Consider the following 13316-nt stretch of genomic DNA (forward strand, 5'->3'; position numbering starts at 1 on the left):
AAACAAGTACGTTACTTTTCTCATTAGAAAGGAGCAGCTAAATGTCTTATATATTGCAAGTAGATTTTCCGATGGGTGGTCCTTTTGGAGATGAAATGGCAACAGCTTTTAACGAGCTAGCCTAAAGCATTAACAAAGAAGAAGGCTTTATATGGAAGGTTTGGACAGAAAACACGACCACTAAAGAAGCTGGTGGCATTTATTTATTTGAAACTGCAGAAACTGCAGAAAAATATTTGCATATGCACTCAGTAAGATTAGCCGAGTTTGGAATTACAAATGTGAATGGCAAAATCTTTGCAGTCAATTCCACTTTGACAGCTATTAATCATGGTCCTATAACGTAAGAAAACCTGCATGCCTTATTAGGTTTGCAGGTTTTCTTACGTTAACGCATTAAATCTCAATAATTTTCATCGCAGTATAAATTTCTTCTTTAGGCGAGTCGAGTACCCATTCATTTGGATAATGACCAAGCGGATTGCAAATACACTCAATGCCTTTATATTCCTCGTGATAGCGTGAATGCGTATGGCCAAAAATCATTTTTTTGACACCATATTTTTCAGCTAAATTGCCAAGCCGCGAACTTCCCATCATGGCATTAAAAAAATCCCACGTAGGTTCATTTTTAATTTGGATAAAATGCTCAAATGGAACAAAATGATTAACTAAAATAATGTTTTTCCCTTGATGTTCTAGTAACCACTGTTCAAGCCTTGTAATATATTTTTCAGTGACTTCTTTGTCTTTCTCTGGCCAATGAGCATGAAGTTTATCTGGCCACGTAAAATTACTACACCGACCGATCTCAAATTCCTCTTCAGTAAATTCAGGTGAACCCAATGAATAATCGTACCAACCTCCATCCCCAACGACGACCCATTCTTTGTTTAGCTCTATTGGTCCTCTCCCTAAATTGCCTTTAAACTTAAGCAATTGATCATAAGCTACAGTAGAATCTTCATGGTAAATATCGTGATTTCCGTGAACATATAAAATTTGTATATTCGGTAATTCGTTTTGCAATTGATTCAATAAATTTAAGCTTTTCTCAGGACCAGCCGCCATATCTCCGCACATAATATAAATATCCGGAGCATGTTGGATTAAACTGTCCCTTAAAAGCAATAGTATATCAGTCTCAGTTTTTTTTCGGTTTAATCCTTCATGAATATCAGATAAAACAGCGATTTTCACTGGGCATTCCTCCTATGAGAAGCATACTAGACAATGTATTTATAGCTACCGATATTTTATAACGCAATATTCGTTACATATTTATTATAACTGATTTTTCAGTCTTTTAAGAGTAGAAGCTGAAATATTTCATAAAAAAGAGAAATGTATAATGATTCACATTTCTCTTTTATCAACGTTTTTATTAAGTTGTGATAAGCGATTCTGTTTGAACGGGTGCGTTTTTCAAGGAGATACTGACGAGATCTCCTGTCGTAAACCGTGTGGTAAATACTGATTCGTGAATCGTCCAAGTTTCTTCCTCGACCTCGACTGTGTAATGTATTTCATGTCCTTGGTATTGAACAAAAGTCACAATACCTTGTAGCCCAGCTTGTTCTGGTGGAAGAAGTTGAAACTGTTCAGGACGCACAGGATATATACCACTTTCCTTAAAACTAGCTGTCACACCAAGATCAGGCCATACATTTTTTGAATCTATCGCTGGAATAAATTGTTTGTTTTGCCACTCGCCTTTAACCAAATTGCATTTACCAACAAACGTAGCTACAAATTCAGTTTCAGGGCGTGTATAAAGTACTTCAGGAGGTGCAATTTGTTCAATGCGACCTTGATTCATTACGACAATTTTATCAGCAATAGCCAATGCTTCTCCTTGGTCATGCGTTACAAAAACGATCGAAGCTTTTGTTTCTCGGTGCAGTTTTTGAATTTCTTTACGCATCTCCATACGCAACTCAACGTCTAGCGCACTTAAAGGCTCGTCCATTAACAGCAAATTGGGTAAAGGTGCGATAGCACGTGCTAAGGCTACACGTTGCTTTTGACCACCAGACAGCTCTGAGGGATATCTCTCAGCCATAGAGTCTAACCCAACAAGCTTTAACACTTCATTAATACGTTGTTGAAGCTCTTTTTTACCTTCTTTAATTTTATTGGGATGATAGCTGAGTGGAAATTTTACGTGTTCTGCAACCGTCATATGTGGCCACAGTGCAAACGATTGAAACACCATGCCGATATTGCGTTTTTCAGGTGGCAATACTCGTTTTTTTGAAGCGAGCATCAGATTATCCATTTCAATTGTTCCATCAGTCGGTCCCATAAATCCGGCTAATAATTTAAGTAAAGTCGTTTTTCCGCATCCTGAAGGTCCAAGTACTGCGATAAATTCACCTTCACCGATCTCCAAATCAATCGCATGAAGCGCAGTAAAAGAACCGTATTTTTTCGATACATTATTTACTTTAATCATTTACTTTTCAACACCTTTCTATCCCAAATTTTACTTAGTAGCATAAACAAACTGCCACCGAACAATATGCCCAGCACGAGTATAGTTGAAAAAGCTGTCGAATAAGTTGAGTAACCAGCTTGTTCATAACCAAAAATAACTACTCCAACTGTTTCAGATCCAGACGACCATAATAAACTCGATACCGTCAATTCTGTAAGCGCCATTAAAAATACAAGTAACGCGCCACTGATAATTCCAGGAAACAATAAAGGCAATAAAATACGACGCCATTTTACCCAACCGGTTGCGCCAGAAGTTCGTGCTGCCTCTTCCATTGAAGGATCAATTTGCAACAACGCCGTATAACTCCCTCTAACTTGCAACACGAGAAAACGTGTGACATAAGCGATAAATAAGATCCACACTGTTCCGTAGATACCAGGATTCCATCCTGGTATAGGTTCGAGCCACATAAAAATCATACAAAGGGCAAACACAGTTCCCGGCAGTGCATAAGGAATAGTCATAAACAATTCTGCTGTTTTCGTACTCCAGTCTGGATATTTAAAGCGTAAATAAGCGACTGCGGTTCCGATTACTAAACAGACGAGCATTGTAAAGATGGCGAGTTGTAAACTATTCGACAAAGCAGATAATGGTTTTGAATCCGTTAAAAATACATATTCATAATTTCGGAGTGATAAGTTTTCTAATTTGAATGGAACACCATAAGCAGAGATTAGCGATAATGCGCCCATTGTAATGAGCGGCATCAAACTCGTCACTAATAAGAATACCCATAACGAGACTTCAAGAAGCTTTTGTTTACCCGCTGACAAATAAATACGTGGCGATGAATCACTTCTATTTGTTTCATTAACGCGACTGCGGCGTAGCAAAAACCATTGCAGTAAGGTTCCCATCAACGCTATTAGTCCAAGTATAACGGACAACACAGCAGCACGAGAAAATGCAGTTGGACCGAATCCGACCACTTGCTCATAAATATACGTACTCAATACACGAATGTTTGCAGGAGTTCCTAAAAAAGCTGGAATTCCAAAATTATCAAGATTTGATAAAAAGGCAATCAAGCCTCCACTTGCAATCCCGGGAAGCGCAAGTGGAAGGACCACTTTCCAAAACGTTCGTTTTTTCGACAAGCCACTAGTGGCAGCTGCCTCTTCTAATTCACGAGGAATTTTCCGGAAAACGTTTACTGTAAATAAATACACAAGTGGATAATGCGAAATTCCAAGAAGCAGAATAATACCACCGATACTGTATAAATTCGGTGCTTGCAGATCACCTGGTAACCATGAAAGCATCGCTGTCACTGGACCAGATGCACTGAAAAACTGTGTCCAAGCTAATGTTGTAATATAAGATGGGATTACAAATGGCAGAAAAATAAATAGCTGCATTGCACGTTTTCCACTTAATTCGACATATGCGACTATCCAAGAAAACAAGATTCCAAGTACCAATGCAAGTAATGTAGAACCTGCAACGACGATCAAGGTGTTTTTCACTGTTTTCCATGTTGCTGGTTCTCTTAGTACTTCTGTGTAATACTGCATGGTTAGTGACCCATCATCTACGAAACTCAACCAAACAAGTCGCAGTACCGGTAATAAAAAAAACAAAAAAATTACAAGTAATCCAATTACCTTATACATATTCTTACTTTGAAAAAAGAGAGAAAAAGAGGTGTCCCTCTTTTTTCTCTCTTCTGCCATTGGCGGTTTTGCTGTCATATAACTAACTCCTCACATCGAAATCCAGCTTTTTTTTACTCTCCAAAAATCTTCCCAAACTTAGCTTTATCATCGTTACGAGTTTCTAACAATTCAGTCGCTTCAGCACTTAAAATTGTCATTTCATCTAATGTTTTTAGCCCTTCCGGAGCTTCGACACCTTCACGAATCGGCGTATAGCCTTGATCAGAAGCTAATTGTTGGCCTTCTTCCGAGAGGATAAAGTCGACAAATGCTTTTGATGCGTCTTCATTTTCAGTATTAGCGAGTATCCCAACTGGTTCAGTAATAACTGGAACTCCTTCTTTCGGATAAATCAATTCAACTGGAGATCCTTCATTTTTAGCACGAGCTGCTAAAAAATCTACGATCATGCCATAATTTTTTTCGCCAGTTGCCACACTTTCTAAAACTGCCCCGTTGCCTTGTGTGATCATCACATCGTTAGCGCTAAGTGCTTCGTAAAATTCCCAACCCAATTCATCTTGACGCGTAATAACACCTAAATTATAGGCAGCAGCACCAGAATATAATGGGCTTGGCATCACTGACTGTCCTTTCGTCGCAGCATCAGTTAAACTGCTCCAACTATCCGGCATATCGGACACTTCGTTCGTATTGACGATCATTCCGGTTGCCATAATTTTTGTGCCCGCATAAGTTCCATCGGGGTCGACAAAAGCATCATCCATTGATTCTGCTTCTGGTGATTTATAACTTAGCAATAATTCTTCTGCTTTAAAATTCTCAAACGTTACAGAATCTGCAACTAATAGTACATCAGCCTGAATATTACCACCTTGATTTTCAGCTTGGATTTTTGATACTACCTCTTCTGTACCTGAACGGAAAATACTAATCTCAACTTCTGGATTTAGTTTTTTAAACGCATCAACTAATCCTTGCGCATCTGCATCCGGCTGTGATGTGTAGAAATCCAGTGTACCTGATACTCCTTCTCCTTCTTTCGAAGTATTTGAATAGGAATCACCTTCTCCACCGCCACAAGCAGCAAGTAATGTTGCTAGGCCTAATGATGCCGAACCAAAAAAGATTTTCTTCATATCATTTCCTCCTTATGTTTTGTATCGGCCATTAAAGAGATTGTTATTTAAGGACTCTTTAAAAGTATAACGCTACTATATGAAGCTATTGTTAAGCTATTATTAAAAAATATTATTGTAATCCACAAAACTATTCATCTTTTGGAAACTTTACATACTTATTGTCTTATAAAGTAACTATAAATTGCCTAGCTAGCAAGGTCAAATATAAATTTTTATACTATTTGGTTTTCAAAAATACTTAATGTCGTTTTATTTTAAATATACAATCTGAAACTATACAAAAAGCACTTTAATCCACAACTTCTGATTAAAAAAGCTAGTGGGTTAAAGTGCGTGATCTTATTATTTTTTTTTAGTAAATGAGTTATTATTTTTAGTTAATAGCTTGCTTTTTTTCATTTAGTTGAGACGAAAGCTCCTGAAACCACTCTTTATCATCAGTGGCTAGTGCCAAATCAATCAAGAAACTAAGTTGTGCTACATCTTTATTTGCGGATTCTGGAATACTATCAACTTGATGTATAGACATTGGAATGGTCATGCCAATCATTTCCTCATTGTCACTTTCTACAACCGTTACATTGACAGCTTCTTTAAGAATATCTAAGGAATCGATGAACCCAATGATCAATTCGTCATGGCGTGACTTCCCTTTTACCCAATCACTTATTTTTAAAATCGTTTTATTCGTACCCATATCTATACACCTACTTTACATTATTTTTGTTGTTACATACTGAACACTATCGAATGTTCGATTCTTATTACTGTTTCCCTTATCAAACACTCGCAAACGTCATAAGCCACTAATTAAAAGAAGAAATCGCCTTACCCTTTGTAAAATTCTTCACTAAACTTCTGACTTAAGTTAATGTTACGTCTCTACTCTTAGAAACTCAATTTATATGCCTCATATTCGAGATATGTTAAATTCGTATAAAATCAAAAACAACCTCTCTTTCCAGTTAAGGATTAGAGAGGTTGTAGCTATGGTGAAATGTTGTATTTTTATATTATATCGACCATTTGATTAACATTCCAGCGTGCGTTAAGCCTCCGCCAAATCCGTAGAGAAGCAATGTATCATTCGGCTTAAGCTTACCTTCTTCTAAACCTTTAACCAATGATAACGGAATTGAGGCTGCTGAAGTATTACCATAATACTCGAGACTATAAATTGTTTGTCCAAGTGAAAGTCCAGTTCTATTGCAAATCGATTCAATAATTCGAAGGTTAGCACTATGTGGTATAAACCAGTCTACATCCTTTGTCTCGTATTGAGCCTTTTCTAATAATGCTACCACTCCTTTAGGAACGGTATTCACAGCCCATTTATAAACTTCACGTCCGTTTTGATTGACGAAACCATTTACCGCCAATTCATTTCCAAACATTTGTTGGGAAAGATCTGTACAGTAAAGATTATGAGCCAGTTCTCCATTAGTACCCATATGCGACTCAATAAAACTTGGATTTTCTTCATCAAATTCTACAAGAACAGCTCCCCCGCCGTCCCCAAATAAGATGCATGTTGAACGATCACTATAATCCAAAATTTTAGAAAAGGTTTCTGCTCCTATGACTAAAATCTTTTTGTTTAATCCTGAAGTAATTAGGCCATTTGCAATATGAAGTCCGTATGCAAATCCAGAGCAAGCTGCATTTAAATCAATCGCCCCCGTATTTTTAATGCCAAGTTTTGCTTGAACAAGAGCAGAAACACTCGGCGTTTTAAAATCAGGTGTCATTGTACAGGCGATAATCATATCTACATCATCTAATGACATACCAAAGCGCTCTACTAAATTTTCCACAGCTTTCACACTAATATCACTCGTAAATTCAGTAGCAAGAGCCATTCTACGTTCTTTTATACCAGTCCGTTGGACGATCCATTCATCATTTGTTTCCACTAATTTTTCTAAATCGTGATTTGTCAGCTTCTTTTCAGGTACATATGAACCGATAGCTGTAATTCGAGCTCTTGAAGTGTTCAGTTAAAGCGCCTCCTCTTATTATACTCTCACTATTCTACCACCAACTATTAGCATTAGGTACTAATAAAGCGAGTTATCGTATTTTTTTTCAAGTTATAAAAATATTACGTCCTATTTAAAAATTCTTTTAATTAACTAAATATACAGACAAAATAGTTTATTTATATTATAATGAACAAAAAAATACAAGGAGTTGATTGTGTGAAGAAACTTTTGAAAATGCTCATTGTTGCTGTTTTGCTCGTTTTTTCTCTTGGGGCTCCATCCGTTTTAGCTGAAAATAATCAAGGTAAAGAATCTCTCGTCGCATTGGGTGATTCTATAACTTTTGGTTATAATTTGAACCAAAAAAATAATCATCCTGCTAAAGCTGCATTTCCCTATCTAATCGGCGATGATGCCAATTTACGTGTACGTAACCTAGGAGTTGCAGGTTGGCAAACGGAGGATCTACTCGCTACATTAAACACCAGCAAAAAGTATCAGAAAGCTATTCAACATGCTGATTACATTACGCTGACAATCGGCGGAAACGATTTAGTAGAAATTTTAAAAGAAGCTAACGTTGAAAGTGGAGGAAATCCTCAGCAGTTTCAACAATTAATTCAACAAAAACTGGCTACTAGTCCCGCTTTTGATAATCTTGCTGCTAGCATTCAAAAAATACGTTTTCTCTCACATGCCCCAATTATTCTGTACAATATTTATAATCCATTCCAAGTAACTGATCCACTGCATTATGTAGTAGCTCCTTACTTACCACAAATCAACGCTGCTTTCACAGGGATAGCGGCTAACTTTAATGACGTTACCGTAGTTGACGCCTATAGTGCTTTTAATAATCACCAGTCTGAATTTGTCACTCCGCAAGATATTCATCCTACAAATGCTGGACAGCAAAAGCTTGCTGAAATCGGCTTGGAAGTTCTTTACTACGAATATATTGCTCACTGAAATAAATAAAAGCTGTAGCTCGTTTTAAAGAGGCTACAGCTTTTAAATGGTTTAAAGTTTTTCCAATTCGAAAGAGTGTATTTACTACCAGCAAAAAGATAGTAATCAGATTCCCGTACATTTCTGCGAGAGTTTGTTCAGTATGTATTTCTCAACAATAAAAAGATATACTTATATATGATTGAAATAATGTATGAGGTGATTTGAGTTGAGAAGTGGAAATCCAAGTTTAAAGACCGAAACGTTCGAAAATTTTAAAGGTACTGCGACTGGTCAAAGTATGACCATCCAAGGCACTGTCAACAAAACATTTATCCTTCTCTTACTGCTGCTCGTGACGTTTGTCTATTCCTGGAATCAATTTGTCACTAGTCCTAGTGGTGTACTGCCCTTACTTCTCGTAGGTGCGATTGGTGGACTAATTGCAGGATTGATTACGATTTTTGTGCCTAAAGTGTCGCCATTTACAGCGCCCATCTATGCGTTGTTAGAAGGTTTGTTCCTTGGGGCAGTCTCTGCGCAATACGAAGTTCAGTACGGCGGAATTGTCTTTCAAGCTGTTCTCATTACGATAGGCGTACTACTAAGTTTATTGCTTGTTTATAAGTCAGGTCTGATCAAAGTTACGCAAAACTTTAGACTCGGTGTTGCGGCAGCTACTGGTGCTATTTTCTTGGTTTATGTGATTTCGTTTATTGGCGGATTTTTTGGCTTTGAAATTCCGTTCCTTCACGATTCTTCACCTATAGGCATTGGGATTAGCGTAATTATCGTTATTGTAGCTGCGCTGAATTTGGTTTTGGATTTTGACTTTATTGAAAATGCTGCTGAAAAGCAAGTTCCAAAATACTTTGAGTGGTATGGTGCTTTCGGTTTGCTTGTCACATTGGTTTGGTTGTATCTTGAAATTCTTCGGTTGTTATCGAAAATTCGTAGTAGATAATCAGAAAACGTCCTTCGGGGCGTTTTTTATTTGGATAGACTCAACTTTACACTATAATGCCTCATGCTTTTTGGAATACCTTTTATTTCAAATACACCTTCTATAACTAAATTTCTTATACGATACTCCAAGAAACCGTGATCAATTGGATGTGGATAGCGAGAAAGCATTTCTCCAATTACTCTAGCTGTTAAAATAAAATCAATCGTTCCGGTCTCATTGTGTATTTCTTGAACAAGATCAATTATTGACGAATCAAAATAATCTTCCTGAACGCTTTGAATAGTGCCGTTTTCAAAAATCCACAGCTTCTCGGGTTTCTCTGATAGCAATAGCCACTCGTTTTCTAACTCTACCCTTTCTTCTTTTGTTATCAACATTTTCGATTTTGTTGAATATAATTCTTTAAATTGATGCGAAGCAACTTCACCCGAATGTCTTATATCAAATTTTGACTGGTCAAAAGCTTCTGTGATATTGAGAATATATATATCATTTTTCTTTTCTCGCAAAAGATACAGGAAGTAACGAAGTGCAATCTGTTCGTCGCAATTTGTCGCTGTCCACAAAATGATAGGTATAGAAGATGGTATTGTGTTAATTTGATCAAGCGTTTTTATAATTCGGCTATTGTACTCCTCCTCGATATAATCTACTTCATAATTAATATGGTCTAATAACCACTCAAAACGCTTTTTCCTGCCTTCATCAGTATGTATTTTCCAAAAGGGTCCTATCGCAAAAAAATCTGGAAAACCTATGATTTGGTTTTCATTACTTAAACCAATTCGCAATGAACCTGCTGGTGATTCACCGCAAATAAGGTGCACCGCCGTTTTTTCGCTATCAAATTCCCTCTCATTATGTAATTCTTGTTGCACTTCCTCAGCTAATGATAATAACTCTTGCACTATATTACTTTGTGAATCCTCTTCTTTTTTCAGAAATTCTATTCTATATAATATATTCAATAGTAAACTTTTAGCTTCACTGCCACTCAATTTTTCTATTTCTAAATGTAACTCTGACATATTCGCGAACACCTCTTCCTTCAATTTAACAGTTAAATAATCTACTGTAAATATCCTCTAACTTTCAAATTATGTCTAATATTTTCTACTTAACATAGAAAAAGCGCTTCCCTATATGAGTTACAGGTAGCGCTTTTATTGATTTATTAAATTAGTAACTACTGCTTAAGCTCTTTTGGTATTCTTATTATCGATATACATCATAGATTTTTCTGTTTTGTATTGCTTATAACCTTCTATATATTCTTTATACATCCCCAAATATGTTTTAGCCAGTTGATTCTTTCTTTTACCTGTATTCATTACTTTTGTCATTTAATTTATCCCCCTTAGTATGGTCAATCATCTGTTTCTACTACTAAAAAATAGTTTGTAAATAAACGATACGTGATTTAGTTGATAAATTTCTCGCAAGTAGATTTTTTGTGTAAAGGTATCACTTGGAAAATTTCTTCAGGGCAACTCTTGGATAATTGATACATGTTATAAAATACTTCTTTAGCAATTTCATATCGATGCATACGATTCGGCATAGCTTGTACTTTTTTAGTAGCTTGATCAAATCGTTGTTCATTTATATCGACCCAAAAGGTTTGAATCCGCGTTTTTTCTTTTCCGTCTTTTTCAATTAAAACTTCTCTTGTTAAACGAGCAAAGCAAGTGATATACATATTTCCTTCTTCAACATGAACATCCTTAGATTTTAAAAAGTAGTAATTTGCCCTTTGATCGGGCAGACACAAATCTTGTTCCATGTTTTCTACTCTCCTCTAGACCATGTGTTTATTTTTTATTCAAGTGCGAAAAGTGAATCCGATAGACGTTCGGCAAATAGTTTCGGAGACTCAAGGGAAGTAATCCGTAAACAATACATTCCTCGTTCCAATGTTAGCTGCTGAGAATAACTGCTTGGAAAAAAGTTTGGGTGTTTGGGTGTTTGATCATTTCATTGACAAACATTGATAACTCCTCAGGAAGAAGAAAAACTTCAGCTTGATTAAAAGCTTTTTGGTTATCTACGGATAGTTTATAAGTAACTGACAAATCTAATGACCAGTTTACAAACAAATCAACACTTTCTTGAGCTTTGACCTTTCGAAGTTTTTGAAAGTGCCAATATCCATCAGCGAATTCCACTTCACCACCCAAAAGATTTCTGACTTTCTCAGATATTTCTACTTGTAAAATGGTTTCTATCATTTAATCATTCCTTTACACGCACTAAAAATAACACTGGCACAATGCTTTTTGTAACCAAAATTTTTCAATTTCATGCAAAACTAACTTGCACAGATTTTTTTCTGATAATTCAACTTCAATATGATAATAGTAATTAAAACTCATTATAGTAGCTCTAAAGAACAACTTTATAACTAATAAAAATTTAAATTTAAAATATTTATTTTGTTAACACTACATTTAGACTATATTACACCACAAAATATGTAAAGCGTTAAATAAAATTCTTTTAATTCTGACTATTAATAAGTTTTTCTTAAATAATATTTATACTGAATATCGTATATAAAATTAATAACTTGTGTTACTTTTTGTAATTACAGTATATTAAAAGTAACTTTTGCGCTGCAGAAACCTAATACAATTTCTAAACTCTATAGCATATAGATTACCCTCTGTTCTTAGCGGTTAGGAGCAATTTCATGGTATATTTAAAATTCATTACTTAGCTATAAACAAATAGAAAGTGCCTAATATTAGGCACTTTCTATTTGTTAAAATATAGATATTTTAGGGTTTGATTAGAAACATGTTCACATTGCCATCCTAATATCCATTTTAAGAATGTTTTACTAAAATAAGGTAATTTCGATATTTTTTCAAATATATAAATTAGTTATTCTCCAATTTATAAGAGTTTTGTCAAAACCTAATCACCCGCTCCCTTTTTGGACTGCTCTCCCAATATCCCTTTTTCAACTTCGAATCAATTAACTTGTATGCTTCTTTTAAACAAAGCTCTTCAGATGGAAATTCTTTTGTATTTACAGAACCTCGACTACCAATTTTCCCATATAATACGATAAATACATTTCCTTGTGCTTTTATCTTCCAAAATTTATTTGAATAGGAAGTTACACAGACTAATGACTTTTCCAAATGACTCCCCCACTTTTACGAATGCTATACAACATAGTATAGTATACAAAATCCATTATTCCATCCACTAAAAAAGGAACTTTTCGCTGGTCTTACTAGTTATCTCTATTTCTATTGATTCGACTTAAACATCCCCTTTGAAACTATTCTTTTAATTATCCGTATAAACTATTACTCAACCTAAGGAGGAATACATTATGTCAAAGTACTCTATTCACCAATTTGTACAAAATACAAAACAAGATGAACATGCACATGATTTTTTCGAACTTGAGACAGAGCGCCTGTTAGAAGTTAATTTAGATGGCCTTGTATGGGCAAAAGCCGGATCGATGATTTCTTACGAAGGAAATATTAAATTTGAACGTGAAGGTATTTTAGAACACGGACTCGGCAAATTTGTAAAAAAAGCTTTTAGTGGCGAAGGTGCACAGTTAATGAAAGCAAATGGTTTAGGCAAATTATATGTTGCGGATAATGGCAAAAAAATTACCGTATTAGATTTAGAAGGCGAAAGTATTTATATTAACGGCAATGACCTTCTTGCTTTTCAAGATGGATTAACGTGGGATATTAAGTTGATGCGCCGCGTTGCAGGCATGATGGCTGGTGGTTTATTTAACATTCGTTTAGAAGGAAGAGGGCTTGTCGCTTTTACTTCTCATTACGAGCCGCTCACTTTACTTGTAACGCCTGATAAGCCCATTTTCACAGATCCAAATGCAACGGTGGCGTGGTCAGGCAGTCTAGAGCCTGATTTTGTAACAGATATTCAATTGAAAAGTTTATTTGGACGTGGTAGCGGCGAATCTGTACAAATGAAATTCTCTGGTAATGGCTTTGTGGTGGTACAACCATTTGAGGAAGTTTATCAAGTACAGCAATAATTTTAGTCGCGACATAACATAACTTTTAAAAGCGCTCATTAGCATTACTTCGCGAGCGCTTTTTTATACGTGCTTTAGGTATCGCGCGCTCCCCTTTCTCTACCGCGCATAATTTGTCCCTCAAT

14 protein-coding genes and 1 pseudogene are annotated in these 13316 nt (G+C 35.8%); 4 read left to right on the forward strand and 11 right to left on the reverse strand.

Features of this window, described 5'->3' with window-relative positions; genetic code table 11:
* Window positions 1-41: 41 nt before the first annotated feature.
* Window positions 42-347, forward strand: a pseudogene (locus PLANO_RS08070) (monooxygenase).
* A gap of 49 nt (window positions 348-396) precedes the next feature.
* On the opposite strand, the gene PLANO_RS08075 reads toward PLANO_RS08070, so the two are convergent.
* From PLANO_RS08075 to PLANO_RS08100, 6 genes are all read right to left on the reverse strand, one after another.
* A complete protein-coding gene (locus PLANO_RS08075; protein WP_038703959.1) occupies window positions 397-1200 on the reverse strand; it encodes a metallophosphoesterase in 804 nt (267 codons plus the stop codon).
* 184 nt (window positions 1201-1384) lie between these two features.
* The gene (locus PLANO_RS08080) at window positions 1385-2455 is read right to left on the reverse strand and encodes an ABC transporter ATP-binding protein (RefSeq protein ID WP_038703960.1); all 1071 of its coding nucleotides are present in this window, start codon (window positions 2453-2455) and stop codon (window positions 1385-1387) included.
* The gene (locus tag PLANO_RS08085; protein WP_038703961.1) at window positions 2452-4194 is read right to left on the reverse strand and encodes an ABC transporter permease; all 1743 of its coding nucleotides are present in this window, start codon (window positions 4192-4194) and stop codon (window positions 2452-2454) included. The genes PLANO_RS08080 and PLANO_RS08085 overlap by 4 nt, the downstream gene beginning before the upstream one ends.
* Window positions 4195-4229: 35 nt before the next feature.
* Window positions 4230-5258: an ABC transporter substrate-binding protein gene (locus PLANO_RS08090; protein WP_038703962.1), complete on the reverse strand. Its 1029-nt coding sequence runs from the start codon at window positions 5256-5258 to the stop codon at window positions 4230-4232.
* 376 nt (window positions 5259-5634) lie between these two features.
* Window positions 5635-5958 carry an IDEAL domain-containing protein gene (locus PLANO_RS08095; protein ID WP_038703963.1) on the reverse strand — a complete coding sequence of 108 codons (324 nt, stop codon included), beginning with the start codon at window positions 5956-5958 and terminating at the stop codon, window positions 5635-5637.
* A 316-nt stretch (window positions 5959-6274) separates the two neighbouring features.
* The gene (locus tag PLANO_RS08100) at window positions 6275-7258 is read right to left on the reverse strand and encodes a ketoacyl-ACP synthase III (protein WP_038703964.1); all 984 of its coding nucleotides are present in this window, start codon (window positions 7256-7258) and stop codon (window positions 6275-6277) included.
* A 201-nt stretch (window positions 7259-7459) separates the two neighbouring features.
* Here PLANO_RS08100 and PLANO_RS08105 point away from each other — a divergent pair, with 201 nt between their 5' ends.
* Window positions 7460-8212: a GDSL-type esterase/lipase family protein gene (locus tag PLANO_RS08105; RefSeq protein WP_038703965.1), complete on the forward strand. Its 753-nt coding sequence runs from the start codon at window positions 7460-7462 to the stop codon at window positions 8210-8212.
* Between the two features lie 208 nt (window positions 8213-8420).
* Complete coding sequence (locus PLANO_RS08110) at window positions 8421-9155, forward strand: Bax inhibitor-1/YccA family protein (RefSeq protein WP_038703966.1); 735 nt, start codon at window positions 8421-8423, stop codon at window positions 9153-9155.
* A 26-nt stretch (window positions 9156-9181) separates the two neighbouring features.
* On the opposite strand, the gene PLANO_RS08115 is transcribed toward PLANO_RS08110, so the two are convergent.
* From PLANO_RS08115 to PLANO_RS08130, 5 genes are all read right to left on the reverse strand, one after another.
* Window positions 9182-10186, reverse strand: a complete 1005-nt coding sequence (locus PLANO_RS08115) for a DUF1835 domain-containing protein (protein WP_038703967.1) — start codon at window positions 10184-10186, stop codon at window positions 9182-9184.
* A gap of 165 nt (window positions 10187-10351) precedes the next feature.
* Window positions 10352-10501 carry a hypothetical protein gene (locus PLANO_RS16095; protein WP_197053080.1) on the reverse strand — a complete coding sequence of 50 codons (150 nt, stop codon included), beginning with the start codon at window positions 10499-10501 and terminating at the stop codon, window positions 10352-10354.
* Between the two features lie 77 nt (window positions 10502-10578).
* Window positions 10579-10941, reverse strand: coding sequence for a hypothetical protein (locus tag PLANO_RS08120; RefSeq protein ID WP_038703968.1), 363 nt, complete (start codon window positions 10939-10941; stop codon window positions 10579-10581).
* Window positions 10942-11074: 133 nt separating this feature from the next.
* The gene (locus PLANO_RS08125; RefSeq protein ID WP_231554713.1) at window positions 11075-11386 is read right to left on the reverse strand and encodes a hypothetical protein; all 312 of its coding nucleotides are present in this window, start codon (window positions 11384-11386) and stop codon (window positions 11075-11077) included.
* Window positions 11387-12067: 681 nt separating this feature from the next.
* Window positions 12068-12304, reverse strand: coding sequence for a WGR domain-containing protein (locus PLANO_RS08130; protein ID WP_038703969.1), 237 nt, complete (start codon window positions 12302-12304; stop codon window positions 12068-12070).
* A gap of 197 nt (window positions 12305-12501) precedes the next feature.
* Between PLANO_RS08130 and PLANO_RS08135 the strand changes: the two genes are divergently transcribed.
* Window positions 12502-13191: an AIM24 family protein gene (locus tag PLANO_RS08135; RefSeq protein WP_038703970.1), complete on the forward strand. Its 690-nt coding sequence runs from the start codon at window positions 12502-12504 to the stop codon at window positions 13189-13191.
* The last annotated feature ends 125 nt before the right edge of the window (window positions 13192-13316 follow it).

The organism is Planococcus sp. PAMC 21323, assembly GCF_000785555.1.
Taxonomy (GTDB): Bacteria; Bacillota; Bacilli; order Bacillales_A; family Planococcaceae; genus Planococcus.